Source organism: Streptomyces omiyaensis, assembly GCF_014650895.1.
Classification (GTDB): Bacteria; Actinomycetota; Actinomycetes; order Streptomycetales; family Streptomycetaceae; genus Streptomyces; species Streptomyces omiyaensis.
The window spans coordinates 99166-123936 of the sequence record NZ_BMVV01000014.1 but is presented as its reverse complement, the minus strand read 5'-3'; the positions used below and the strand labels follow the sequence as shown (position 1 = coordinate 123936).

Below are 24771 nucleotides of genomic sequence, written 5' to 3'. Positions count from 1 at the left end.
CCGCCCCGTGCGGGGTGGGCGGGGGTGTCAGGGCAGGCGGTGGTCGGCGTTCAGCACCGTGCCGCGCTCGGGGCGGTAGAGGTCGAAGCCCCGGGTGTCGCACTGGAGGCCGCCGTTGATGCAGTGGTCGACGAGGGCCTTGAGGGTGCGCTCCTCCCACGCGTTGAAGAAGTCGTAGTGGAAGGAGTAGCCGCGGCCGCTCGCCAGGCGGACCTGGCTCATGTCTCCGTTGACCGGCCACGCCATCTTGAACTCGATCATCGGCAGGGCGACCGGGTGGGAGGCCGGGCACATGTTGTCGTTGGTGCCGGGCTTCACGACCGGGTACGCCATGTGGCTCTTGTGGTCGGGGGTGTCGAGGTGCAGGCCGTTCCAGCAGCTGGGGGCCTGCATGCGCAGGTTGAGCTGGACGTCGGGCCGGCTCGGACAGTTCGCCGGGATGTCGGTGTTGAAGAAGCTGTCACCGCACTCCCAGCCCTCGACGAAGCCCTTGTGGCTGCGGAACTCCTGCTCGGTCTGCATCGGGTTGCCGACGACGAAGCGCAGTCCCTTGGGGAAGGGCCGCACGCTGCGGTAGTCGGTCACGCCCGCCTTGTAGTAGATGACCTGCGGGCCCCCGGGCAGGATCTTCTGGTCGCCCTTGTACAGCGAGGGCATCCAGTACGCGGAGGCGTCCGCGGGCGCCTTGCAGGTGGTGGTGCCGCCGTAGAGCGAGGCGGTGGTGCTGGCGGCGTCGGTCGAGGTGTTGCCCATGAACGTGTGGTCGTGGGACTTGCCGAACTGGCCGGGGTAGACGATCGGGTCGTCCGGCGCGGTGTGACTGGCGGAGCAGCCGGCCTGGAACTCGTGGTGGTAGGCCGGCGGCGGGGTCTCCGTGGACGGCGTGACGCCGGTGACCGGCGGGACGGCGGGGATGTACCCGTCGCCGTCGGCGTCGTCGCCCGAGGCCTGGGTGGAGGCGGCCATCTGGTGGCCGACGTGCTGGGCGGCCGCGGCGACGGCCGGCGGGATGCCGCCGTCCGGGTCCGTGGCCTGGGCCATCGTGCCGAAGCCGAGGGCGCCGGCGATGAGGGCCGTGCTGACGAGGAGTACGGAGAGCCGCTTCGGACTCGATCTCATGGGGATCTCCTGCCCATGGGGGGTGGTGTCGCGTGGACGCCACGCGACCGGGGTGGTGGACGGCTTGCGCCCCGTGCGGTGGTGCGGGGGTGGCGGGGCACCTGCGCGGAGCCCGGCCACCCCCCGTTCATGGGGTCCGGCCCGTCAGCTGTAGACGCCGAACTCGTGCAGCGAATAGCCCCAGCCGGTGCCGCGGGCGGTCAGCTGGAGCTTGACGTACCGGGCGGTGGTGGCGGTTTCGATGGTGTCGATGTCCCCGTTGCCGGTGGTGGTGGTGTGGATGGTGCGCCAGGTGTTGCCGTCGTCGGAGACCTGGACCTCGTAGGACTTGGCGTAGGCCGGGTCCCAGACGAGCTGGAGCGTGCGGACGGGCTTGGCCGAGCCGAGGTCGACCTGGATCCACTGCGGGTCGCTCCAGTCGCTGGCCCAGCGGGTGGAGGCGTTGCCGTCGGTGGCGTTGGAGGCGGGGCAGGGGCAGTCGCCGTAGGACGCCTGGGCGGAGGAGGCGGTGGTGGGCCGGCCCTGGGCGATGTTCGTGCCGGTGACGGGCGGGGCGACGACCTTCACGGACTTGGTCTCGATGCCGGCGTTGCCGCGGCCGTCCTCGGCCTGGACGTACACCTTCCACACGCCGAGCTTCTCGGGCGCGGTGACGGCGAAGGTGTTGTTGCCCAGGGAGCGGTACTGCGCGTCGATCAGGCGCTTGTCGCCGTTGGCGTAGTTCCCGCTGAGGTAGATCTTGGGGGTGATCGGGTCGCCGTCGGGGTCGCGGATGTCGGCGCGGACGGTGAACTCGCGGCCGGCCGGGGCCGCCGTGGGCGTGCTGACGGTCATGTTCGTGATGACGGGCGGGGTGTTGTCACCGGCGGTGGACCCGGCGTAGGCCTTCTTGACGGCGTAGTACGACAGGCGCTTGAGGCCGTCGGGGAGCAGGTTGAACCAGACGCCGCCGAAGTCGTGTTCGAGTCCGTAGTGGAACATCGTCGCGCCCAGGGCCACGCCCTGGTGCCCGGTGATACACCCCCACGCCTTGGTGTAGGCCTCGGCCTTCTGGACGTCGGTCGGCTCGTCGGGGATGCCGTTGATGTCGTCGGGCACCTCCCACTCGCCCGCGTTGCCCGTCTCGGTGATGAGGTACGGCTTGTCGTACCCGCCGTCGATCCAGTCCTGGCGCACACCGCAGAGGTCGCCGTAGGCGTTCATCGAGTACAGGTCGAGGTCCGGGGCGTTGCGCTTGTAGTAGGGCCAGGCTCCGGTCCACGCGTCCGTGGAGGTCACCGGGTGGTCCGGGTCGATGGAGTGGATCTTCTTGGCCACGTCGTTGACGAAGGAGGTGTACGCGTTGCGCTGGGCTTCGAGTTCGGCGCCCGAGTAGCAGTTCTGCAGGCCGAGGACGGACTCGTTGCCGACGTTCCACATGAGGGTGGCCGGGTGGGACTTGTAGGTGTCGACCCACTTGGCGAACTCGGTGAGCATGGTGTTCTTGTACGCCGTGTCGGTGACGTAGTTGACACAGCCGCCGGAGCCGGGGCCGCCTCCGGGCTGGAGCCAGAAACCGTTCATCACCTTGAGTCCCTGGGCGGCCGCCGCGTCGAGCAGGGGCTTGCTGGAGGCGTCCGTCCCCCAGGTCCGGACGGTGTTGACGCCCATGGACCTCAGGTCCGGCATGTACCGGGGGGCGTCGGCCATCGCCGGGCCCCAGGTGAGGCCCTTGACGGTGTAGGGCCGGCCGCCGACGGTCAGCTGCCAGTTGCCCTGGCTCCCGGTGACGCGGACGGCGCCGCCCTGGGGCGGGGCGCCGCCCTCCTCGCCGTAGACCTTGAACTCCCAGAGGGAGAGGCCGTATCCGCCGGAACGGGTGACGCCCTGGAGGCGGACGTGCCGGCCGGTGCCGGAGACCGCGATCTCGTCGGTGCCGCCGTCGGAGCCGGTCACGGTCTTCACCGTGCGCCAGTCGGTGCCGTTGTCGGAGAGCTGGATGTCGTACGCGGTGGCGTGGGCGGCCTCCCAGTTCAGCACGATCCGGCTGACGGTGGCGGTGCGGCCGAGGTCGACCTGGATCCACTGCCCGTCGCTCCACTGGCTGGCCCAGCGGGTGCCGGGGTCGCCGTCGACGGCGGCGGAGGCGGGGAAGCCGGCGCCCTCGGTGGAGGAGGCGGTGGCCGTCCTGCCCTGCGAGAGCAGGGCCTCGGCGGCGGAGGCGGGCGCGGCGGTGAGCGCGGTCAGCGAGCCGGCGAGCAGGGCGCCGAGCGAGACGATCGAGGCGGCGGTGCGGGTGCGGGGGCGGATCGGCCGGACGGGTCCGGCGGTGGTGTGCGCGGGCATGACGGCTCCCTTACGGGCGCGAGGGGGAGGAGGAGGTGCCTTCCGGGCGGCGCAGCGGGACGGATCGCCGCCCGGAAGGGGTGGGAGGGCCGGGGCGCGGCGGCGGGCGCCGCGCCCCGGCGGGTCGTCACGGGAAGCTGACGACGGTGGAGGGCACGGTCGAGGTGCCGGCGGGGATGGTGGACGCCCCGGTGTCGTTGATGACGTGGTTGTAATGGCCCATGCCGCCGAGGGACACCACCAGGAGGCTGTGGAACTTCACCCCGGGCTTGACGGGGGCCTTGAAGCCGTGGTCCTGGACGATGGTCGGGTCCACGTTGTAGTTGCAGTAGCTGCCGAGTCCCCACGCCTCGTGGGTGTTCACCGAGTCGTCGACGCGGTAGGCGGCGTAGCCCTTGGTGGCGCCGTTCTGGATGGCGGCCTGGTTCGGGGCGTCGTACGCCTTCTCGTTCTGGTAGAAGATCGTGCGGCCGCGCTCGCCGTACCACTCGACGTCGTACTTGTTGAAGTGCTCGACGAAGAGGCCGGTGGCGAGGACGTCGTCGCCGTAGACGCGGACGCCGTAGTCGGCGCGGTTGGTCTCCCAGCCGACGCCGTCACCGTGGTCGGCGCGCCAGACCCAGGTGTGGTCGACGACGACGTCGTCGCTGTGGACGACCATGCTGGTGGTGGCCTTGCCGGGGCCGGCGCCGCCGATGCGGATGTAGACGTCCTGGACGGTCGTCGGGTTGGCGGCGTGGTCGGCGGCGGAGTTCTGCGGGCCGAGCTCCAGGAGGACCGGCGAGTTGACCGGGCCGGCGTCGATGAGGAAGCCGGCGAGGCGGACGCCGTCGACGTCGGCGACCTTCATGGCGGCGACGCCGTTGTCCGGGATGACGGTGGCGAGGCCGAGGCCGAGGACGATCGTGTTGGCGCGGTTGATCTCGATCGGCCGGTCGACGTGGTAGACGCCGGGCGTGAAGAGCAGGTGCAGGCCCTGCTGGACGGCCTGGTTCATCGTCGCGGCGGTGGTGCCGGGCTTGACGACGTAGAACTGGCTGAGCGGGATCTTCTCGCCCTGCGGGGTGCCGTTGGCCCAGGTGGTGCCGCGGGCGTTGGTCCGCTTGGCCGGGGAGAAGACCTTGTACTGGTTGTCCTCCCAGATCAGGTACGGCTTCTCGCGCGAGATCGGGGTGGTGTCCAGGGTGGTGTAGCGCGGCTCGGGGAAGGAGGTCGCGGGCGCGCCCTCGGTGCCGGAGAAGGTCTGGTTCCAGACGCTGTTGGACCAGCCGCCGATCGAGCTGTCGCGGGTGTACCACTGCTGCTGCGAGTAGTTGCCGACCTGGCCGTCGATCTTGGAGTCGGCGATGTAGCCGCCGGAGGCCCAGCCGTAGCCGTTCGGGGCGAGGTTGAGGTTGCCCTTGACGTGCATGCGGCGGAAGGCGGAGGCCTGGGAGACGGCCCAGCGGTCGGTGCCGTTGACCGGGTTGAGGGTGAGGCCCTCGGCTCCGCGCCAGAAGTTCTGGGTGGCGTTGCCGTTGAACCAGCCGGCGTCGACGGTGACGTCGCCGTTGATGCTGGTGTCGCCGGGACGGACGCCGAGGCCGGCGATCTGGGTGTAGAAGCCGAGCTGGGCGTTGAGGCCGTTGTACGTGCCGGGCTTGAGGAGGAAGGCGTGGCGGCCCGCGCCGAACTGGGCGGACTCCTGCTCCTGGAAGACGGCGTCCAGCTTGGCCTGGAGGCCGGGCGTGGACGGGTCGTAGACGTGCACGTTGGGGCCGAGGTCGCCGCCGCCGGGCAGCGTCGGGCCGGTGCCGTCGGTGGAGCCGTACACCTGGAACTCCCAGAGGGAGTAGCCGTATCCGGTGCCTCTGGATATGCCGTTCATGCGGATGTAGCGGCCGGAGCCCGAGAGGGTGACCTCGTCGGTGCCGCCGTCGCCGGCGGAGACGGCGGTGACGGTGCGCCAGTCGGTGCCGTTGTCGGACGCCTGGATCTCGTAGTTCTTGCCGTAGGCGCCCTCCCAGGTGAGGACGGCGCGGCTGAGCTGCTTGCTGCCGCCGAGGTCGACCTGGAGCCACTGGGGGTCCTGCCACTGGCTGGACCAGCGGGTGCCGAGGTCGCCGTCGACGGCCGCGGAGGCGGGGTAGATCGTGCCTTCGAGGGAGGAGGCGGTGGCCGTCTTCCCCTGGGAGAGCAGGGTCTCGGCGGCCTGGGCCGCGGTGGTGGGGACGACCGCGAGCAGGGTGCCGGCCAGGGAGGCGACGAGTGCGCCGACCGTGGAGCGGCGGAGGGGGGATGCGGGGCGCCGGCGTGCCGGCGGGGACCCAACGGAGGACATGGATCTCCTCGGTGATACGTGACGGACACATGGGAGAGCGCTCTCCCGAAACATTGCACGGGGGGCGAGTTCACGGTCAAGTCATGTGACACGACTTTTCTTTTGACTTGCATTAAGCATCGATCGGATCTGCCGGGGGCGCGTCGCCCGCTGCACGTCCACCGGACACACCGCACCGATAAAGTGCGTGGATGGGGAATCGAGGACCGACGCTGGAGGACGTCGCACGCGAGGCGGGGGTGTCACGCGCGACGGTGTCCCGCGTGGTCAACGGCGTGCGGAACGTGGCACCGGAGATCCAGGAGGCCGTCCGCGCGGCCGTCGCCAGGACCGGCTACGCGCCCAACCAGGCGGCCCGCTCCCTGGTCACCCGGCGCACCGGCGCGGTCGCCCTGGTCCTGTCGGCGACCGGCGGCTCCTTCACCGCCCGGCTCTTCTCCGACCCCTTCTTCGGACGGGTCGTCGACGGGGTGCTCCCGGTGCTGCGCGAGCGCGCGGTGCAGCCGGTGCTGCTCGTCGCCGAGTCCGAGCCGGCCCGTCTCCAGCTCGTCGATTACCTGCGGCGCGGCGGCGCCGACGGGGCCGTCGTGGTGCCGCTCGACGAGGAGGACCCGCTGCCCGGCATGCTGGTCGCGGCCGGGCTGCCGACGGTCCTCTTCGGACGCCCGCGCCCCGGGGTCCGCTGCGGCTGGGTCGACCTCGACAACGCCGCGGGCGCCCGGCTCGCCGCCGAGCACCTGTGGGCCTCCGGACGGCGGCGGCCCGCGACCATCGCGGCGCCGGTGTCGGCGCCGACCGCGCGCGAGCGGCTCGACGGCTTCACGGCCGCCCTCGCCGCCCTCGGAGCCGGACCGGTACCGGTCGAGCGGGGCCGCTTCACCGAGGAGAGCGGCCGGGACGCGATGGCCCGCCTGCTCGACCGGCACCCGGACATCGACGCGGTGTTCGCGGCCAACGACCTGATGGCCCGGGGCGCCTGCCGTCACCTCGCGGAGCGGGGCGTCGCCGTGCCGGGGTCGGTCGCCGTGGTCGGCTTCGACGACTCGGTGGCGGCGCGGGACTCCGCTCCCCCGCTCACCACGGTGCGCCAGCCGGTGGAGGAGATGGCGGCCGCGATGACGGGGCTGCTGCTCGAACAGCTCGACGCGGGCGCGCCGGGGACCGGTGCGAAGGTCTTCGCACCGGTCCTGGTGGTCCGGGAGTCGGCCTGACCCCCGCCCGCGGTGCGTCCGCGCGCCGGTCCGGCACCGTGCCGGGCCCGGGCCCGGCGGCTCACTCCCCCAGGGCGTCCAGCAGGGCGAGCTGCTCCTCGATCCGCCCGGCCGACCAGGTGTCGAGCCGGGCCGCGAACTCCCCGCCGTAGGCGCGCGGGACGGACTCCACCCGCATGACCAGGGCGAGGTAGACCCGGTAGAGGGCCAGCCGGATCCGGGCGCCGGCGTCGAGGACCGGGCCGGGGGCGACCGAGCGGTAGCCGGCCAGGAGGTCGGGGTCGTCCTCGGCCGCGCCGAGCGGGTCGAGTCCGACGAACTCCGCCAGGGGGTCTCCGAAGAAGGCGCGTTCCCCGTCGATGAGGCCGCCGAGGCGCCACGGGCCGTCGCCGGTCCGGTCGAGGACGATGTTGCCCGCCCAGGCGTCGAAGTGGACGAGCGCCGGGCGGTCCGCCTCGGCCAGCCGCCGGACGAAGCGGCCGGGGAGGCCGGCGAGGAGACCGGCCGGGACGGGCAGGGCGACGCCGAACCGCGCCGCGTCGGCGAGGACGGCGTGCAGCATCGCGGTGAACGCGCCGGGCCAGTCGGACGCGGAGAGTCCGGCGGCGGGCTGCGGATACCCGTGGGCCGGGCCGGTGACGGAGGCGACCCGGGCCAGCTCCTCGCCCAGCCGGTGGCGCAGCCCGGCCGCGTCGGCGGGGGTGAGTCCCGCGCGGGCGGCCTCCCAGGTGGTCCCCTCGACATAGGTGAGGAGCAGCCACTCGGCGGGGACGCCCGGGCCGGGCGGCTCGTGGTGGAGGACGGCGGGGACCCGGGCCCCGGCCCGGGCGGCGAGGCGGTGGAAGAGCGCCTCGGTGCCGAGCAGGCCCCGCTCGTGGGTGAGGGCGGGCGCGCTCGCCGCGGGGGCGGTCTTGAGCACCAGGCGCCGTCCGTCGTCGAGCTCGATCAGCTCCGCGGAGTTGTGGAGGCCGCCGTCGAGGGGCGTGCTCCGCACGGGTGTCACCGGGCCGAGGGCGCGGCGCAGCCGCCCGGCGGCGCCGGGCCCCGGACGGGCGTGCGGAAGGGCGGGGTCGGGCACGGGTCTCCTCTCCGTGGGGCGGGGGGCGGCCCGCCCCCGGCGCGGAAGGCCGCCCCACCGGTGGTGGGGCGGCCTTCCGGGCGGGCGCGGGGGTCGGCGGTTCAGCCGCGCAGGTCGCGGTGGGCGCGGATCAGCTCGGCGTACCGCCGGCCGCTGGTCTTCACCGTCCGCTGCTGGGTGGCGTAGTCGACGTGGACCAGGCCGAAGCGCTTGTCGTAGCCGTACGCCCACTCGAAGTTGTCCAGGAGGGACCAGGCGTAGTAGCCGGCGAGCGGGGCGCCCTTGCGGACGGCGCTCGCGCAGGCGGCGAGGTGCTGCTCCAGGTAGCGGGTGCGGTCGGGGTCGTGGACGGCGCCGTCGGGGCCGACCGCGTCGGGGAAGGCGGAGCCGTTCTCGGTGACGTACAGCTCGCGGACGCCGTACTCCTCGGTGAGCCGCAGCAGCAGGCTCTCCAGGCCCGCCGCCTCGATCTGCCAGTCCATGCCGGTGCGGGGCACGTCGGGCAGGCGGACCTCGCGGGCGTGGGGGACGGGGCCCTCGGGGTCGTCGGCGACGGTGACCGGGAAGTAGTAGTTGAGGCCGTGCCAGTCGAGCGGGGCGGCGATCGTCTCCAGGTCGCCCGGCTTCTCGGGGAGTTCGACCCCGTACAGCTCGCGCATGTCGGCGGGGAAGCCGCGGCCGTACACCGGGTCGAGCCACCAGCGGTTGCTGTGGCCGTCCATGCGGCGGGCGGCGGCGATGTCCTCGGGCCGGCTGGAGGCGGGCTCGACGGTGGAGTGGTTGGTGACGAGGCCGACGCGGGCGCCGGGCGCGGCGGCCCGGATGGCGGCGGTGGTGAGGCCGTGGCCGAGGAGCAGGTGGTACGAGGCGCGGACGGCGGCCGTCAGGTCGGTGAGGCCCGGGGCCATCCGTCCCTCCAGGTGCCCGATCCAGGCGGAGCAGAGCGGCTCGTTGAGGGTCGCCCAGCGGTGGACGCGGTCGCCGAGGCGCTCGGCGACGACGGAGGCGTACGCGGCGAGGTGCTCGGCGGTCTCGCGGGAGGTCCAGCCGCCGCGGTCCTGGAGGGCCTGCGGCAGGTCCCAGTGGTAGAGGGTGACGGAGGGGGTGATGCCGGCGTCGAGGAGGCCGTCGACCAGGCGGTCGTAGAAGTCGAGTCCGGCGGCGTTGACGGGGCCGTCGCCGCCGGGGACGACGCGGGGCCAGGCGATCGACATCCGGTAGGTGTCGGTGCCGAGCTCCTTCATGAGGGCGATGTCCTCGGGCCAGCGGTGGTAGTGGTCGCAGGCCGTGTCGCCGTGGTCGCCGTTGTCGATCGCGCCGGGGACGCGGGAGAAGGTGTCCCAGATGGACGGGGCGCGCCCGTCCTCGGCGACGGCGCCCTCGATCTGGTAGGCGGAGGTGGCCGTGCCCCAGGCGAAGGAGGGCGGGAAGGCCGCCAGGTCGAGCGGCGCGGCGGTGGGGTCGGACACGGGGTGCCTTTCTTCGGTACGGGGCTGGGAGGACGTCACTTGACCGCACCCGCGGTGAGGCCTGCGACGAGGTAGCGCTGGAGGAGCAGGAACCCGACGACGACGGGGACGCTCACCACGAGGGAGGCGGCCATCACCTGGTTCCAGTAGACGTCGTTCTGGGTGGAGTAGCCCTGGAGCCCGACGGCGAGCGTGCGGGTGGTGTCGTTGGTCATGACGGAGGCGAAGAGGACCTCGCCCCAGGCGGTCATGAAGGCGTAGACGGCGACCGCGACGATGCCGGGCCGGGCGGCGGGCACGATGACGCGGAAGAGCGCGCGGATCGGCCCGCAGCCGTCGACCTTCGCCGCCTCGTCCAGCTCGCGCGGGATCGAGTCGAAGTACCCGGTGAGCATCCAGATGGAGAAGGGCAGCGAGAAGGTCAGGTAGGTGAGGATCAGGCCTTCGCGGGAGCCGAAGAGGGCGATGCCGGTGGCGTTGCCGATGTTGACGTAGATGAGGAAGAGCGGCAGCAGGAAGAGGATGCCGGGGAACATCTGCGTCGACAGGACGGTGACGGTGAAGACCCGCTTGCCGCGGAAGGAGTACCGGCTGACGGCGTACGCGGCGAAGATCGCGACGACCACGGAGAAGACGGTGGCGGCGCCGGCGACGACGATCGAGTTCACGAAGTAGTCGGCGAGCGGGATGGTCTCCCAGATGTCCGCGTACGGCCGCAGGGTGAGGGCCGACGGGATCCACTCGAACTTCCCGGAGACGTCCTCCAGCGGCTTCAGCGAGCTGGAGATCATGACGTACACGGGCAGCAGGACGAAGCCGGTGAGCAGGGTGAGGACGATCCGCCGGGTCCAGAGGAAGGAGCGGGGCGGGGCCATCGGGGAGCGCGGGCGGGACGGGCGCCCGTGGGCGGCCTCAGACATCGGAGGTCTTCCTTCCGCGGGTGGTGAGCAGGAGGTAGACGCCCGTGACGACGAGGAGGAAGAGCAGCAGGAGCACGGACATGGCCGAGCCGGTGCCGAAGTTCCACGTCTGGAAGGACGACTGGTAGATGTGGAGCGAGATGAGGTCCGCGGCCTCGGGCGCCGCCTCGCCGAAGAGCACGAAGGGCGTGTTGAAGTCGTTGAAGGTCCACAGGAAGAGGACCAGGACGAGGACCTGGTTGACCGGGCGCAGGGACGGCAGGGTGATGTGCCGGATCTGCTTCCAGACGCCGGCCCCGTCGAGCGACGCGGCCTCGTACATGTCCCGGGGGATGTTCTGGAGGCCGGCCATGACGGTGAGGAAGGCGAACGGCCAGCCCTTCCACACCGAGACGGCGAGCAGGGCCCAGAAGCTGTTGTCCCCGATGAGCCAGAAGGCGGGGCTGTCGCCGATGCCGAGCTGGTCGTGGAGGACGTGGTTGATGAGGCCGTTGTCGCGCTGGAACATGAACGCCCAGGTGATGACGGCGGCGTAGACGGGCAGGGCGTACGGGACGAGGAAGAGGGTGCGCAGGACGCCCCGGCCGCGGAAGTTCTCCTGGAGGAGGATCGCGGCGGCCGTGCCGAGGAGCCAGCAGAGGCCGACGGACAGCACGGTGAACTGGCAGGTGGTCAGGAAGGACTTGAGCAGCGACTGCCCGACGGCCGCGTCGAAGTCGAGCGAGACCGAGAAGTTGTCCAGTCCGGACCAGGGGGCGCTCGCCCAGTCCCGGATGTAGAACTGGGTGAGCTCCTTGAAGCTCATGGCGACGCCCATGAGCATCGGCACGAGGTGGACGAGGAGTTCGAGGACCAGGGCGGGCAGGAGCAGCAGGTAGGGCAGTGCGAGACGGCGACGCCCGGAGCGGCGTGCGGTGCGCGCCCCTCCGGGTGTGGCCTTGCGCACCGCCGGCTCCCGTGCGGGGGTGACGGCGGTCTGGGTCATGGGGCTGGTGCCTACTTCTTCGGCATCTGCTGCTGGGCCTTGTCGAGCTTGGCCTTGACGGACTCGGTGGTGACGGGCCGGCCGGCGGCGGCGTCGGCGAAGAGCTCCTTGACGGCGGTGCCGACGACGGTCTCGAACTGCGACTCCTCCGGGACCTGCGGGAGGGCGGCGGCGCTGGAGGCGAGGGTGTCGCGGATGACGGCGAGGGACGGGCCGGAGAAGGCCGGGTCCTTCTGGGCCGTCTTGACCGGCGGCACGGAGCCGTAGGTCTTGTTGAGGGCGGTCTGCTCCTCGTCGCTGGTCATGAACTTCACGAACTTCAGGGCGCCGTCGAGGTTCTTGGTGTTCTTGAAGACGGCCATGTTGATGCCGGCGACCATCGAGTTGGTGGCGGTGCCGGTGCCGGGCTTGCCGGAGGGGACGGGGGCGGGGACGACGCCCCACTCGTCCTCGGACATGCCCTGGGAGGCGAAGGTCTGGGACGGGGTCTGCCAGAGGACCATGCCCGTCTTGTCCTTGGCGAAGTCGCTGAGGGACTGGTTCTGGGCGTACTCGGCGTTGCCCGGGGCGACGATCTTGTGCGTGGCCATGAGGTCCACGTACTGCTTGACGGCGGCCACCGCGCCGTCGGAGGTGAAGTCCGGCTTGCCGTCGGCGGTGAAGAAGTCGGCGCCGTGCTGCTTGCCGAGGACGAAGACCTGGTGGATGTTGTTGGAGAGGTTGGAGCCCTCGACGCCGATGCCGGACTTGCCGTCCTTGGTGAGCTTCTTGCCGGCGTCGATCACCTCGTCCCAGGTGGTCGGCGGCTTGGCTATGCCGGCGTCCTTGAACATCTGCTTGTTGTAGTAGAGGGCGTAGGCCATCGAGTAGAGCGGGACGGCGGCCGGGTCCTTGCCGGGGGCGCCGGTGGAGCCGAGGGCGGAGTCGACGAAGCGGTCCTTGCCGCCGATGGCCTCGAAGTTCTTGGCGTCCCAGGGGAGGAGGGCGCCGGTGGCCTGGAGCGAGGCGCTCCAGGTGTTGCCGATGTTGAGGACGTCCGGGCCCTGTCCCGAGGTGGTGGCGGTGAGGATCCGGTTGAGGAGGTCGGACCACGGCACCACCTCCAGCTTGACCTTGATGCCGGTGCGGCGCTCGAACTCGTCCAGTTCGGGCTGGAGGACCTTCTTGTCGACCTCGAGGCTGGAGCCCTGGTTCGAGGCCCAGTAGGTGAGGGTCTTCGTCGCCTGGCCGCCGCCGTCCTCTCCCCCGCCGCCACAGGCGGTCGCGGTGAGAACGAGGGAGAGGGTGACGGCACCCGTGACGGCGGCTCTGATTCTGCGCATGGCTCCTGGTCCCTTTCAGGGAAGGCGGGAGGACCGACAAGGGGAGCGCCCGGACCGCTCTCCGCCTCATCGGCTTAATTTAGGATGTGAGTTAAACCCCATGAGAAGGTCGCGTCAAGGCTTGTCGTGCGGGTATGTTGCAGCCGACGACTACGAGGGACGGGGACGAGAGTGCACGCGAAGAGTGGCCGCACGGTGCGCGACCTGCGGCGCGAGAACCGGACGGCGGTGCTGCGGAGGCTGTATTTCGACGGCCCGATGAGCCGGCTCGCACTGGGTCCGGCGACCGGACTCTCCTCGGGCTCGATCAGCAACGTGGTGGCCGAGCTGGTCGCCGAGGGTCTCGTCGAGGAGGCCGGCAGCGTCGACTCCGCCGGCGGCCGGCCGCGCACCCTGCTGCGGATCGCGCCGGGCAGCGGCTGCATGATCGGCGTCGACATCGGCGAGACCCGGGTGCGGATCGAGCTGTTCGACCTCGCGCTCACCGAGCTGGCCCGCACCGAGCGCCCGCTGGCGCCGTCGGGGCCCAGGACCGCGCGGTACGAGGTGGCGGTCGTCGTGGACCACCTCAGGGACGGCATCGCCGAGGTGCTGGGCACCGCCGGGGTGTCCGCCGAGCGGCTGCTCGGCGTCGGGATCGGCGTCCCCGGCATCGTCGAGCGCACGGCGCGCGGCGCGGTGGTCCACGGGCAGACGATCGGCTGGGACGCGGTGCCGCTGGAGCGGCTGCTCCGCGAGACGGTGGACCTGCCGGCCGAGGTCCCGTACCGCATCGAGAACGGCGCCAAGACCCTCGGCCAGGCCGAGATGTGGTTCGGCGCGGGCCGCGGCGCCCGCAGCGCCGTGGTCGTCCTCTTCGGCTCCGGAGTCGGCGCGTGCGTGGTCACGGACCCCCTGGGGTCCGGCCGGGCGCTGGAGTGGGGCCACCTGACGGTGCGGGTCAGGGGCCGCCGCTGCCGCTGCGGCGCCCAGGGCTGCCTGGAGGCGTACGCGGGAGCGGAGGCGCTCCTGGAACGGTGGCGGGAGGCGGGCGGCGAGCCCCCGGCCGGCGCCGACGAGGAGACGGCCCTGACCGCGATGCTCGGCGCCGCCTACCCGGCGGCCGCCGGACGGCCGGAGGCCACCGGCGGCGGGACGGACGGGGCCGCGGCGGGCGCGGTCGCGCTGTCCGTGCTGGACGAGACCGCCGAGTACCTGGGGGCCGGGCTCGCCGACCTCATCAACCTCTTCCAGCCCGAGCGGATCCTCGTCGGCGGCTGGGCCGGCCTCCAGCTCGGCAGCCGCTTCCTCGGCGCCGTGACGGCGTACGCCCGCGCCTACGCGCTCCGCCACCCCGGCGACCGCACCGAGATCGCGCTCGGCACGCTCGGCCCCGAGGCGGTCACCGTCGGGGCCGGGCTGCTGCCGCTGGTCGACTTCTTCGCCCAGGGCGGCCGCCGCCCCGAGCGCGCGCCGAGCGTCCCGGCACCCGCCTGGCAGACGGCCCTGCGGGACCGGGTCTCCCCCTGAGCCCCGGCGCGGCCACCCGGCCGGATGTCCGGGCCGGGCGGACACACCGGTCGGCCGGTCGCCCGGGCCGGTCAGGCGTCCGGGCCGGGCGGACACACACGCCGGGCGGGCACGCGGTCCGGCCAGGCGCACGGTCCGGCTAGGCGTACGGGTCGAAGGGGATGCCGGCCGGCTTCGCCTTCGCCAGGTGGGAGGCGAAGCTGCCGTCCTTGAGCCCGAAGTGGGCGCTGCCGAAGTCGGCCTGGCTCAGCTTCTCGCGGATGCCGGGCGGGTAGCCGTTCCAGCCGACGAGGGCGGGGTACTGCCAGGTGCCCCGGTGGTTCTCGGGCGGCTCGTCGTTGGTGTTGGCGGCCCGGAAGCAGTGGGTGCCGATGCCGTCCTTGTGGTACACGACCTTGGCGTGGGTGCCGTCCCAGCGGACGCGGTCCCGGGCGTGGACGGTGAAGGAGCCGTGGTTCGAGGTGGAGACGTACTGGGCCTGGCCGTCCTTGATCCAGACGACGACGTGCTCCCAGTCGTGCCGGTGGCCCCCCAGTCCGCTGCCCCAGACGGCCTGGTCCTTCTCGAAGTACAGCCCGTAGAGGACCGCGCACCAGCCGTTGTTGCACAGCGAGCGGGCGTAGCCGTTGGTGGAGGCCAGGTCCCAGGAGTCCCGGCACTGGCCGCTGACCGTGCCGGAGGGGTTCAGCCCGGGGTTGAGGGTGCCGTCCGGGCCGATCGCGGCCGTCGGGTAGCAGCCGTCGGTGTCGTAGTCGTACGCGGGCTGGAAGGTCCGCTCCAGGGCGTCCGCGTTCGCGGGGAGCGCGGGCGGCGGGGCGGCGAGGGCGCCGCCGGGGAACGCGAGGAGGAGTGCGAGGGCGCTGCCGACGACGGCGGCACCCTTCGTGAGGCGACGCGTGGTCTTCAACTCCGGCTCCCTGAGGGGGTCGAGGGGTGGGGGGTGACGGGGTCGCCCGTGTGCCTGACGGTACGGAGGACCGCGCGCTGACATGCCCACTCCAAGCCGCGCCCAAACGGACGGCAACCGCCGGAGCGCCGGAACCGTCCTGATCAGGGACGCCGGGGGAAGAGCGGGGCACGAACGGGGGAAGGGCGGATGTCCATGACGAGACGGGGCGGAGAACCGGGCACGAGCCGGCCGCGGGCGTTCCTGCGGGCGGCGGGCGGCGGAGGCCGGCGCGGCCGGCTGCTCGCCGGACTCGGCGCGGTCACCGCCGGGCTGCTCGCGCTGCACCGCTTCGTGCCGAACACCCCGGGCCGGCTGGGCAGTCTGCTGGAGACCTTCCTCCTCTGGCTCGGCCCGGCCGCCGCGCTGCTCCTGCTCTGCGCCGCGCTGCGGCGCGCCCGGACGGCACTCGTCGTCCTGCTCGTCCCGGTGGCGGTCTGGGCCGTCTCCTTCGGCCCCCTCCTCCTGCCCGCACCCCCGCCCGGCCCCCGCGAACTGACCGTGGCGCAGCACAACGTGGCCGACGACAACGCCGACCCGGCGGGCACCGCCCGGGCGCTCGCCGGCAGCGGAGCCGACCTGATCGCCCTCCAGGAACTGGTCGACCCGGCCCTGGCGGTCTACCGCCGGGAGCTCGCGTCCCGCTACCCGCACCACTCCGTCCGGGGCACGGTCGGCCTCTGGTCGCGCCACCCGCTGACCGGCGCGCGGGCGCTCGACATCAAGCCCGCGGACGTCACGGAGCCCTGGCGGCGGGCGCTGCGGGCCGAGGTGCGCACGCCGTACGGGGAGGTGGCGGCGTACGTCGTCCACCTGCCGTCCGTCCGGCTCGGGCCCGGCGGCCTCGCCTCCGCGCGGCGCGACGAGAGCGCCGCCCGCCTGGGGCGGATCCTGGCGGCGGAGCGGTCCGGCCGGGTGATCCTGGCCGGCGACCTCAACGGCACCCTCGACGACCGCGGGCTCGCCCCCCTGACCTCGCGCCTCGCCGCCCCCGGCCGGGGCCTCGCCCTGAGCTACCCGGCCGCGCTCCCGGCGGCCCGCATCGACCAGGTCCTCGCCCGCGGCGGCCGCCTCCCGTCGATCCGCGCCCTCCCCGGCACCGGAAGCGACCACCTCCCCGTGCTGGCCCGGGTCGCGCTCGACGAAACCCCCTGAGCGCCCGGCGCGAGGGCGGAAGCGGTGGGACGGAAAGCGGCCATTGTTCCCCGCCCGGCCGCGCCGCCCGGAGGGTCCGCGGCACCGGGAACCGGACACCGCCGTCCGTCCACCGCGACGCACGGCATTGGCCATGGCCTGACCCTTCGTCATCCGACGGGTGCGCACCGCCCCCTCCCCGGCACAGCTCCGCACCGCCCGTCAACCGCGCGGCGGCGCTTGGCCGGAAGCGTGTGCCCCCTGGTCCGCCCCCGGCGCGCCGCCTGTACCTTCCGTGCTGGCCCCGCCGCCGACCGGAGCCGTACCCCCCGCCTTCCGGCCGCACCTCTGGCCGTGACCGCTCAGCGCGCCGCCCCGCCCCTCCGCTCCCCCGGTGGTACCCCCATGCCCGCTGCCCCCGCTCGGCCCCCGACCCCACTCCTCCGCGATCCCGGCGCGGCCCCGGCCTAGGCCGTCTCCTCCGGAGCACGCCGGGCCGGTCCCACGGCACGACCGGTGTCCCGCGCCCGCGGGACGCCGGCGTCCGCCGCCGGCCGCCCGCAGCACGACGCACCACCGGCCGCCCGACCAGCGACCGGGTACGGCACTCGGGGAAGACGGAGAACACGTGCGATTCCAACTGCTGGGGCCCTTGAGCATCACCGACGGGCGGGACACCGCGGTGCTCCCGCCCTCCAAGCCGACCGCGCTGCTCGCCGCGCTGCTCGTCCGCCCCGGCGCGATCGTCTCCACCGACCGCCTGCTGGGCGCGGTCTGGGGCGAGACCCCGCCCACGACCGCCAAGGCCGCGCTCCAGAGCTGCGTCCTCCGGCTGCGCCGGCTCTTCGCCAAGTACGGCATCGAGGAACAGGCCGTGGTGGCGGTGGCCGGCGGCTACCGCGTCGACGCCGACGCCGAGACGCTGGACCTGCTCCACTTCCGCCGGCTCGTCGAGCGGGCCGGCGAGGAGGACCCCGAGACCGAACTCGTCGCCCTGCGCGGCGCGCTCGCGCTCTGGCAGGGCCCGCTCCTCGCCAACGTGCCCTCCGAACTCCTGCACCGGGACGAGGTGCCGCGCCTCGCCGAGGAGCGGTTGCGCGTCCTGGAGCGGGTGGTCGACATCGCGCTGGACCACGGCCGATGTCGTGAGGTCCTCGTCGATCTTTGGGATGTTACGCGCGTATACCCGGCGCACGAACGGTTCGCCGAACAGCTGATGACCGCCCTCTACCGACTCGGCCGGCAGACCGAGGCCCTCACCGAGTACCGGCGGATCAAGGAACACCTCCGCGACCGCCTCGGCGTCGACCCCCGCGCCGATCTGCAGAAGCTCGAACTCGCCATCCTGCGCGGCGAGGACCTCGGTCCGGTCGACCTCGGCCGAAGCCCCGCCGCCCCCTCCCCGCCGGTCGCCGCCTCCGCACCGGTGACGCGTCCCGTCCCCCCGGACGCCGTGCCCCGGCCCCCGGCGGCCCCCCTGCCGACCGTCCCCGGCTTCACCGGCCGCGCGGCCGAACTCGCCGCCCTCGCGCGGCTGCTCACCGGCGGCGCGCCGGACGGCGGACGCGCACCGGTCGCCGTCCTCTCCGGCGCCCCCGGCATCGGCAAGACCGCGCTCGCCCTCCACGCGGCCCGGCTGGTGGCCGGTCACCACCCGGGCGGCAGCGTGCTGGTCCAGCTCACCCACCCCGACGGCACCCCGCGCACCGCCGAGGACGCCGCGGCCGAGGTGCGCCGCGCGCTGCCCGACGGGGACGCCGCGGGGCCCGCGCTGCTCGTCCTCGACGACGTCGTCCACCCCGACCAGGTGCGCCCGCTGCTCACCGCACACGCCGGCACCACCGCGCTCGTCACCAGCAGGACCGGGCTCGCCGCCCTGCTCGCCACCCACGGCGGCACCGCCCACCGCCTCGGCACGCTCGCCCCGGAGGAGGCCCGGGAGCTGCTCACCGCCGCCCTCGGCACCGAGCGGGTCGCCGCCGAACCCGCCGCCGCCCGGCAGCTCGCCGACGTCTGCGGCCACCACCCGCTCGCCCTGCGGATCGCCGCCGCCCGGCTCCTCACCCGGCCCCGGCTGCGGCTCGCCGACTACGCCGACTGGCTGCGGCACGACGCGGCCGGCCGGCTCGCCCTCGCCGACGACCCCCGCACCTCCGTGCCGGAACGCCTCGACGAGGCCCTGGGCCGGCTCGCCCCCGCACTCGCCGAGGCCCACCTGCGGCTCGCCGCCTCCCCCCACGACCCGCTCACCGCCGACCGGGCCGCCGCCGTCCTCGGCGTCCCCGCCGAAGCGGCCGAACTCGTCCTGGAACGCCTCCTGGACGCCGGATTCCTGGAGGAGGGGCTGCCCGGATCCTTCCGCCCGCTCCCCCTGCTGCGGGCCCACGCCCGCCGCGCGGCCGCTCCTCCCGGACGGTCGCCGCAGGCTCCGCTGCGTCCGCCGCCCCGGCCCGCCGCCCTGCGCTGACCGCCGCGCGGCCCCGACCCGACGGCCTCCGCGCCTCCCGCACCACCACGGCCCCGCCCCGCCCCGCCACCGCACGGCAGGTCCCCGTACCACCCCGCCCCGACCGGCAGGCCCCCGCCCCGGGCCCGGCCGCCCCGCAACGAGAGGTGTGAAGCACGCATGACCTCCCCGTCGTACACGGAAGTCGCCGCGACCCGCCCCCGAGTCCGCCGCGACGTCCTGTACACCCGGACGCCCGACGGCGTCATCTTCCACAACGCCGACGGCGGCTTCCGGCTGACCGGCTCCTCCGGCTACCGCTTCGCCACCCTGCTCGTACCCCACCTCGACGGCACCCGGTCGGTCGAGGAGATCTGCGCGGGCTTCGGCGACCGGCAGAAGGCGATGGTGGGCGGACTCGTCCAGGCCCTCTACGCGCGTGGTTTCGCCCGTCCCGTGCCCGCGCCCGCCACCCCCGCGGACGGCCCCGCCACCGCCCCGGCCGCCGCCGCCCGCTTCGCCGAGCAGATCGCCTACGTCGACCACTACGCCGACGACGCCGACGCCCGCTTCGCGCGCTTCCGCGCCACCCGGGTGGCGGTCCTCGGCGACGGCCCGGTGGCCCGCTGGTGCGTCCTCTCCCTGCTCCGCAACGGCTGCGCCGCCATCGGCGTCGAGACCGCGCTCGCCGAGGGCACGGGGGCCACCGCTCCGGAGGAGTTCGCCGCCGTCCGCGCGGAGGCCGCCGGCCTCGCCGAGGAGGGCTGCCCGGTCGAGCTGACCCCGCTCCCGGCCGGGGCCGCCGGCCCGGCCCTCTTCGACGGGTACGACCTCGTGGTCGCCGCCGCCGGACCCGGCGCGCCCCGCACCGTCCTGGAACTGCTCCGGGCGGGCGTCCCCGAGGGGAGGACCCTGCTCCCCGCCTGGACCTTCGGCGACCGGGTGGTGATCGGACCGGTGACGGACGCCGGCTCCACCGCCTGCTGGGCGTGCGCGGCGCTGCGGCTCGGCGAGGCCGGGGACGCGGCCCCCGCCGCCGGGCTGTGGAGCGGACTCGCCCTCGGCACCCCCGGCGCCGCGCCGCCTTCCGGGCCGCTCGCGGCGATGGTGGGGAACCTGCTGGGCTACGAGGTCTTCCGCCTGACCACCGGCGTGCTGCCCGCCGAGACCCGCGACAAGCTGCTCGTCCAGCACACGGCGACGCTCGACGTGGCCGCCGAACCGCTGCTGCCGCACCCCCGCTGTCCGTTCTGCGCCCGGCCCGCGGCCGCCCCGGAGCCGGTCGACCTGGCGTCGGTGCCGGCCCGGCCCGCCTTCCTGCCCACGGTGGCCACCGCCCCCGACGACGACGCCGCGCAGGGCCCGCTGGCCGAACTGGAGCGCCGCTCCGTCCTGATCGGGCCGCACGCCGGGGTGTTCCGCGGCTACGCGGACGAGCCGCTGACCCAGACGCCGCTGAAGGTGGGTGCCGTCCGGCTCGGCCTGGGCCCGGCCGGCACCCGCACGATCACCGCCTTCGACGTGCACCACACGGCCGGGGCCCGGCTGCGCGCCCTGGACGCGGCGGCACTCGTGCACGCCGAGCACGTGGTGCCGGACCCGGCCGGCGGCGCCGGCGCGGACCTCCCCGCGGTGGGGCCGGAGGACCTCGCCCTGGCCTCGGGGACGGGTGGGGCGGGCGGTCCCACCGCCTGGACGGCCGCCGTCTCGCTGCTGACGAAGGAGCGGGTCCGCGTCCCCTCCGGGGCCGTCCGCCCCTGCGGCCCGGCCAACGCCGACCGCCGCTTCGAGCCCACCCGGGCCGGGGCGGGCGCGGGCCCGGGCCTCCCCGAGGCGGCCGCCGCCGGACTCCTGTCGGCGCTCGCCCACGACGCACTGCGCCGGGCCGTCGCCGGAACCGGCGAGGTGGCCGTCCTCGCGCCGGACGCGCTCGGCGACGACCCGGAACTCACCTTCCTGCTGCGCTCGGCCGCCCTGCTCGGCCTCGACGTCGACCTCCTCGACCTGGGCGAGCGGACCCGCTCCGGCGTCTCGGTGGTGATGGCCCGCACGGCCGGGACGGACGGCGCACCGGGCCGGTGGGCGGCCGGCGCGGCCCTGGACCTGCCGGGCGCGGTCGCCGACGCGGTGCGGGACCTGCTCGGCGAGGCCCAGCTCGACGCCGACACCGCGGAGTCGGCGCCCGCCGCCGATCCGGGCGATCCGCTGCTGCGGGACCTCGACCCGGCCCTGGTGGCGGTGACCTCCGCAGCCCCGGCCGCCCCGGACGGGACCGGGACCGGGTGGACGCGGGTGCTGGAGCGGCTCGCGGAGGCCGGACGGGACGCGTACGTGGTCCCCACGCACGCCGCCGACCTGCCCGCGGGCGGCCTCGTGACCGTGCGCGTGCTGCTGACCCGGGCGGCCGCCGATGCCGGCTGACACCCTGACGAGGCCGGTCCCGGCCGGGCCGGCCGGCGCCGAAGGGGCCGACGCCTTCCGGCGGGCGGTGGTCGCGGCGCTCGACGCCTTCCCGCCCGGACCCGCGCTCGACGTGGCCCCGCTGGGCACCGCGGACGCCCACGCCGCCGGCGCCGCCGCGCCCGACGGCCGGCTCCCGGTGCGGGTGTACGGACGGCACGTCCTCGTCGGCCCCTGGCCGTCGGCGGACGGGACGCCCGGCTGCGCGACCTGCCTGGAGCGGCGGTGGCAGGGCGTGCGCTCGGTGCAGCTGCGCGAGGGCCTGGAGCTGGGCGGGGACACCCGGACGGCCGGCGCCTGGCCGTACGGCATCCCGTTCGCGGCGACGGCGGTGGCCGCCCTGGTGGCCCGGGCGGCCGAGCGGGGCCCGGAGCCCGGCCCGTACCCCCTGGTCCGGCTGCTCGACCTGGACTCCCTCGGCGTGCGCACCCACCCGCTGGTCCCGGACCCCGAGTGCCCCTCGTGCGCCCGGCCCCGGCCCGACACGGCCGAGGGCGCGGCGGTGGTGCCGCGTCCGGCGCCGAAGCACCGGCCGGGGACCTTCCGGGTGCGCCCGGTCGAGGCGTACGAGCTGCCCGAGGACGCCTTCGCCAACCCCCACTGGGGGGCGGTCGGCCCGTCGGTCGTCTTCGACGTGGCCTCCACCACGACCTCGGCCACCGTCGGCTGCTTCTCGACCCGTTCGGGCGACTACCTGCGGGAGACGTTCTGGGGCGGGCACGCCGACACGTACGCGCGCAGCCGGCGCATCGGGGTCCTGGAGGGCCTGGAGCGGTACGCGGGGATGCGGGCGCGCGGGCGGGGCGCCGGGTTCGTCGCCTCCCTGGACGAGCTGGGCCCGGACGCCGTCGACCCGCGGGAGACCGGTCTCTACGACGACGCCTTCCACCGCGCCAACCCGCGGGTGGTGCCCTTCTCCCCGGACCGCGCGGTGCCGTGGGTGTGGGGCTGGTCGCTGCGGGACGCCCGGCCCCGGCCGGTGCCGGAGGTGCTGGCGTACTACCACGCCCCGGGGCTGGAGCACCGCTTCGTGCAGGAGAGCTCCAACGGCTGCGCCTCCGGCGGGAGCCCGGAGGAGGCGGCCTACTTCGGGCTGATGGAGGTCGTCGAGCGGGACGCCTTCCTGCTCGCCTGGTACGGGCAGGTGGCGCTGCGGGAGATCGACCCGTCGACGAGCTCCCGGCGCTCGACCCGCCACCTGGTCGACCGGCTGGCGATGTACGGCTACCGGGCCCGGTTCTTCGACACCCGGATCGGGTTCCCCGTCCCGGTGGTCACCGCCTGCGCCGAGCGCGTCGACGGCGGCACCGGCCGGATGTGCTTCGGGGCGGGCGCCGGGCTCGACCCCGAGTCGGCGCTCGACTCGGCGCTCTGCGAGATCGCCACCGACGCGGTGAACCTGGTCGGCAGGACCCGGCGCGACGAGGCCAGGCTGCGGGCCATGGCCGCCGACTTCGACCTGGTCGCCTCCCTCCACGACCATCCGATCCTGTACGGGATCCCCGAGATGGGCCGGCACGCGGACTTCCTGCTGCGGCAGGAGTCGCCCCGCCCGCCGCTCGCCGTCTCCGACCTGGCCTGGCCCGACGCCTCGGGCGCGGTCGCCTCGCCCGACCTGCGGGACGACCTGCTGCGGACGGTGGACGCGGTCGCGGCGGGCGGCTTCGACGTGGTGGTCGTCGACCAGACCCTGCCCGAGCAGCGGGCCGTCGGCCTGCACACGGTGAAGGTCCTGGTGCCCGGGCTGCTGCCGATCGACTTCGGCTGGGCGCGGCAGCGCGCCCGCCACATGCCCCGGATGCGGACCACGCTCGGTCCGGCCGGGCTCAACCCCGCGCCCCACCCGTTCCCGTGACCGCCCCGGTCCGCCCGTCCCGCACGCCTTCCGCACGTCCGAAAGGGGGCCGACCCGATGGGGTACGCCCATGAGTACGCCGACGCCGTGCTGCACCGAGGCCGCGTCCCGATGGAACCCGCCGGCTTCGTCCCCGACTGGCCGGACGCGCCGCGCAAGGGACGGTTCTTCCCCGGCGCGGAGACGTACGCGCTGCCGGACGGCGCCGGCACCGCCGACGCCCCCGCCGCGCCCGGTCTCCTCGGCGCGCCGCGGCCCGGAGGGGCCGGCGGCTTCACCCTGCCGCTGCTGGCCGCGATGCTCCGGGACACCTACGCGCTGACGGGGCGCCGGCTGGGCGTCCAGGCCAACAGCGACCTGCCCGGCCTGCCGCTCTACCCGCACGCCAACTGGTCGCGCGGCACGGCGGGCGGCGGCGGCCTCTACCCGGTCGCGGTGCACTGGGCGTCGGGCGCCTCGGGCCCGCTCGTACCGGGCGTCCACCACTACGACCCGGCCCGGCACGCCGTGCAGCGGCTGCTCACCGGGGACGTGACCGCACGGGTGCGGGAGGCCCTGGGACCGGACGCGCCGGCGGAGGCGCGGAGGGCCGACCACTACCTGCTGCTGTCGGTGAAGTACTGGCAGACGGCGTTCAAGTACAACAGCTTCGGCTTCCACGTGGTCTGCACCGACGTCGGCACGCTCCTGCGGAGCTGGCGGTTCTGGGCCGCCGGGCACGGGCTGCGGGTGGACCCGGTGTTCTGGTTCGACGAGCCCCGGCTCGACCGGCTGCTGGGCACCCGGGACGAGGAGGAGTCCGTCTTCGCGGTGGTGCCGCTGCGGTGGGCGGGCGCGGACGGCGCGGCGGCGCGGGGGACGACGGCCGGGCCCGATCCGGCGGTCCGCCACCGGGACCTGGAGCGGTCCCGCACCGTGCTCTCCTTCCCGGCGGTCCGGGCGATGCGCGCCGCGACCCTCGCCGGCGCCACGGAGCGGCCGGCCCCCGGGACGCCGGCGGCGGCCGCGGTCCGGCCGCTCCCGGCGGGGGGCACCCGCGTGGCGCTGCCCGCGCCCGCGTTCCCCGAGGTGCCGGTGCGGCGGGTGCTGCGCGACCGCCGGTCCAGCTTCGGACGGTTCGACGCCGCCCGGCGGGTGACGCCCGCCGAGCTGTCGGCGGTGCTCGCCGCCTGCGCCGCGACCTCGCTCGGCGGCGAGGCCGGGACCGGGCCGGGCGGGGCGGGGCTCGTGCGGACGTACGCCTTCGTCAACCACGTCGAGGGGATCGGGCCCGGCGCGTACGCCTACGACGCCGGGACCGGCGAGCTGGTGCTCGTCGTGCCGGGCGCGCAGGACGACTTCCTCCAGGAGAACTACTTCCTCGCCAACTACAACCTGGAGCAGGCCGGCGCCGTCCTCGTCCCGACGGTGCGCACCACGGGCGTACTGGACGCGGTCGGCGGCCGGGGCTACCGGATCGCCGTGGGCACCGCGGGCGCCGTCGCCCAGAGCTGCTACCTGGCGGCCTCGGCCCTCTCGCTCGGGGCGGGCGTGGCGCTCGGCTTCGACAACGTGTCGTTCGTGGAGCGGCTGGGCCTGTCCGGGACGGGCGAGGCGCCGCTGCTGATCATGCCGATCGGGCACGAACGGCCCGCTCCGGCCGACTTCCGCCACGAGATCGCCTGAGGAGGCG

16 protein-coding genes are annotated in these 24771 nt (G+C 74.6%); 7 read left to right on the top strand and 9 right to left on the bottom strand.

All coding sequences use genetic code 11. From position 1 onward, the window contains the following. Positions 1 to 27 precede the first annotated feature (27 nt). The 3 genes from IE287_RS23020 to IE287_RS23010 all read right to left on the bottom strand — a co-directional run bounded on the left by IE287_RS23020 (position 28) and on the right by IE287_RS23010 (position 5764). Positions 28 to 1119: a DUF1996 domain-containing protein gene (locus tag IE287_RS23020; RefSeq protein ID WP_189851044.1), complete on the bottom strand. Its 1092-nt coding sequence runs from the start codon at positions 1117 to 1119 to the stop codon at positions 28 to 30. Between the two features lie 144 nt (positions 1120 to 1263). Further along, positions 1264 to 3444 carry a discoidin domain-containing protein gene (locus IE287_RS23015; protein ID WP_189851043.1) on the bottom strand — a complete coding sequence of 727 codons (2181 nt, stop codon included), beginning with the start codon at positions 3442 to 3444 and terminating at the stop codon, positions 1264 to 1266. Between the two features lie 127 nt (positions 3445 to 3571). Next, a complete protein-coding gene (locus IE287_RS23010) occupies positions 3572 to 5764 on the bottom strand; it encodes a discoidin domain-containing protein (RefSeq protein ID WP_189851042.1) in 2193 nt (730 codons plus the stop codon). 191 nt (positions 5765 to 5955) lie between these two features. On the opposite strand from IE287_RS23010, the gene IE287_RS23005 reads away from it, so the two are divergent. After that, positions 5956 to 6975: a LacI family DNA-binding transcriptional regulator gene (locus IE287_RS23005; protein ID WP_189851041.1), complete on the top strand. Its 1020-nt coding sequence runs from the start codon at positions 5956 to 5958 to the stop codon at positions 6973 to 6975. Positions 6976 to 7036: 61 nt separating this feature from the next. Here IE287_RS23005 and IE287_RS23000 read toward each other — a convergent pair whose 3' ends face one another. The 5 genes from IE287_RS23000 to IE287_RS22980 all read right to left on the bottom strand — a co-directional run bounded on the left by IE287_RS23000 (position 7037) and on the right by IE287_RS22980 (position 12749). Then, on the bottom strand, positions 7037 to 8053 hold the full coding sequence (locus IE287_RS23000; RefSeq protein ID WP_229883660.1) for a phosphotransferase family protein: 1017 nt from the start codon (positions 8051 to 8053) through the stop codon (positions 7037 to 7039). 101 nt (positions 8054 to 8154) lie between these two features. Continuing rightward, complete coding sequence (locus IE287_RS22995) at positions 8155 to 9522, bottom strand: GH1 family beta-glucosidase (protein ID WP_189851040.1); 1368 nt, start codon at positions 9520 to 9522, stop codon at positions 8155 to 8157. Between the two features lie 35 nt (positions 9523 to 9557). Further along, positions 9558 to 10397, bottom strand: coding sequence for a carbohydrate ABC transporter permease (locus IE287_RS22990; RefSeq protein ID WP_189851125.1), 840 nt, complete (start codon positions 10395 to 10397; stop codon positions 9558 to 9560). Positions 10398 to 10434: 37 nt separating this feature from the next. Then, positions 10435 to 11427 carry a carbohydrate ABC transporter permease gene (locus IE287_RS22985; protein ID WP_189851039.1) on the bottom strand — a complete coding sequence of 331 codons (993 nt, stop codon included), beginning with the start codon at positions 11425 to 11427 and terminating at the stop codon, positions 10435 to 10437. Positions 11428 to 11438: 11 nt separating this feature from the next. Further along, positions 11439 to 12749 (bottom strand): ABC transporter substrate-binding protein, encoded by a 1311-nt coding sequence (locus tag IE287_RS22980; protein WP_189851038.1) that lies wholly within the window; start codon positions 12747 to 12749, stop codon positions 11439 to 11441. Positions 12750 to 12920: 171 nt separating this feature from the next. Between IE287_RS22980 and IE287_RS22975 the strand changes: the two genes are divergently transcribed. After that, positions 12921 to 14258: an ROK family transcriptional regulator gene (locus IE287_RS22975; protein ID WP_189851037.1), complete on the top strand. Its 1338-nt coding sequence runs from the start codon at positions 12921 to 12923 to the stop codon at positions 14256 to 14258. Positions 14259 to 14397: 139 nt separating this feature from the next. On the opposite strand, the gene IE287_RS22970 is transcribed toward IE287_RS22975, so the two are convergent. After that, positions 14398 to 15165 (bottom strand): NPP1 family protein, encoded by a 768-nt coding sequence (locus IE287_RS22970; RefSeq protein WP_229883659.1) that lies wholly within the window; start codon positions 15163 to 15165, stop codon positions 14398 to 14400. A 189-nt stretch (positions 15166 to 15354) separates the two neighbouring features. Here IE287_RS22970 and IE287_RS22965 point away from each other — a divergent pair, with 189 nt between their 5' ends. From IE287_RS22965 to IE287_RS22945, 5 genes are all read left to right on the top strand, one after another. Then, positions 15355 to 16359: an endonuclease/exonuclease/phosphatase family protein gene (locus IE287_RS22965; RefSeq protein WP_373307879.1), complete on the top strand. Its 1005-nt coding sequence runs from the start codon at positions 15355 to 15357 to the stop codon at positions 16357 to 16359. 607 nt (positions 16360 to 16966) lie between these two features. Continuing rightward, entirely contained in the window at positions 16967 to 18805 is a 1839-nt protein-coding gene (locus IE287_RS22960; RefSeq protein ID WP_189851035.1) for a BTAD domain-containing putative transcriptional regulator, read from the top strand. A 159-nt stretch (positions 18806 to 18964) separates the two neighbouring features. Continuing rightward, on the top strand, positions 18965 to 21205 hold the full coding sequence (locus tag IE287_RS22955; protein WP_189851034.1) for a TOMM precursor leader peptide-binding protein: 2241 nt from the start codon (positions 18965 to 18967) through the stop codon (positions 21203 to 21205). Then, the gene (locus tag IE287_RS22950; protein WP_189851033.1) at positions 21195 to 23099 is read left to right on the top strand and encodes a TOMM precursor leader peptide-binding protein; all 1905 of its coding nucleotides are present in this window, start codon (positions 21195 to 21197) and stop codon (positions 23097 to 23099) included. The genes IE287_RS22955 and IE287_RS22950 overlap by 11 nt, the downstream gene beginning before the upstream one ends. Before the next feature lie 57 nt (positions 23100 to 23156). Beyond that, positions 23157 to 24764 (top strand): nitroreductase family protein, encoded by a 1608-nt coding sequence (locus IE287_RS22945; protein ID WP_189851032.1) that lies wholly within the window; start codon positions 23157 to 23159, stop codon positions 24762 to 24764. Positions 24765 to 24771 lie beyond the last annotated feature (7 nt).

What these genes read in the sequence shown, in the direction of transcription:
- IE287_RS23020 (WP_189851044.1), bottom strand. Translation starts at nt 1,119, where the DNA reads ATGAGATCGAGTCCGAAGCGGCTCTCCGTACTCCTCGTCAGCACGGCC.
- IE287_RS23015 (WP_189851043.1), bottom strand. Translation starts at nt 3,444, where the DNA reads ATGCCCGCGCACACCACCGCCGGACCCGTCCGGCCGATCCGCCCCCGC.
- IE287_RS23010 (WP_189851042.1), bottom strand. Translation starts at nt 5,764, where the DNA reads ATGTCCTCCGTTGGGTCCCCGCCGGCACGCCGGCGCCCCGCATCCCCC.
- IE287_RS23005 (WP_189851041.1), top strand. Translation starts at nt 5,956, where the DNA reads ATGGGGAATCGAGGACCGACGCTGGAGGACGTCGCACGCGAGGCGGGG.
- IE287_RS22990 (WP_189851125.1), bottom strand. Translation starts at nt 10,397, where the DNA reads ATGGCCCCGCCCCGCTCCTTCCTCTGGACCCGGCGGATCGTCCTCACC.
- IE287_RS22985 (WP_189851039.1), bottom strand. Translation starts at nt 11,427, where the DNA reads ATGACCCAGACCGCCGTCACCCCCGCACGGGAGCCGGCGGTGCGCAAG.
- IE287_RS22980 (WP_189851038.1), bottom strand. Translation starts at nt 12,749, where the DNA reads ATGCGCAGAATCAGAGCCGCCGTCACGGGTGCCGTCACCCTCTCCCTC.
- IE287_RS22965 (WP_373307879.1), top strand. Translation starts at nt 15,355, where the DNA reads ATGTCCATGACGAGACGGGGCGGAGAACCGGGCACGAGCCGGCCGCGG.
- IE287_RS22955 (WP_189851034.1), top strand. Translation starts at nt 18,965, where the DNA reads ATGACCTCCCCGTCGTACACGGAAGTCGCCGCGACCCGCCCCCGAGTC.
- IE287_RS22950 (WP_189851033.1), top strand. Translation starts at nt 21,195, where the DNA reads ATGCCGGCTGACACCCTGACGAGGCCGGTCCCGGCCGGGCCGGCCGGC.
- IE287_RS22945 (WP_189851032.1), top strand. Translation starts at nt 23,157, where the DNA reads ATGGGGTACGCCCATGAGTACGCCGACGCCGTGCTGCACCGAGGCCGC.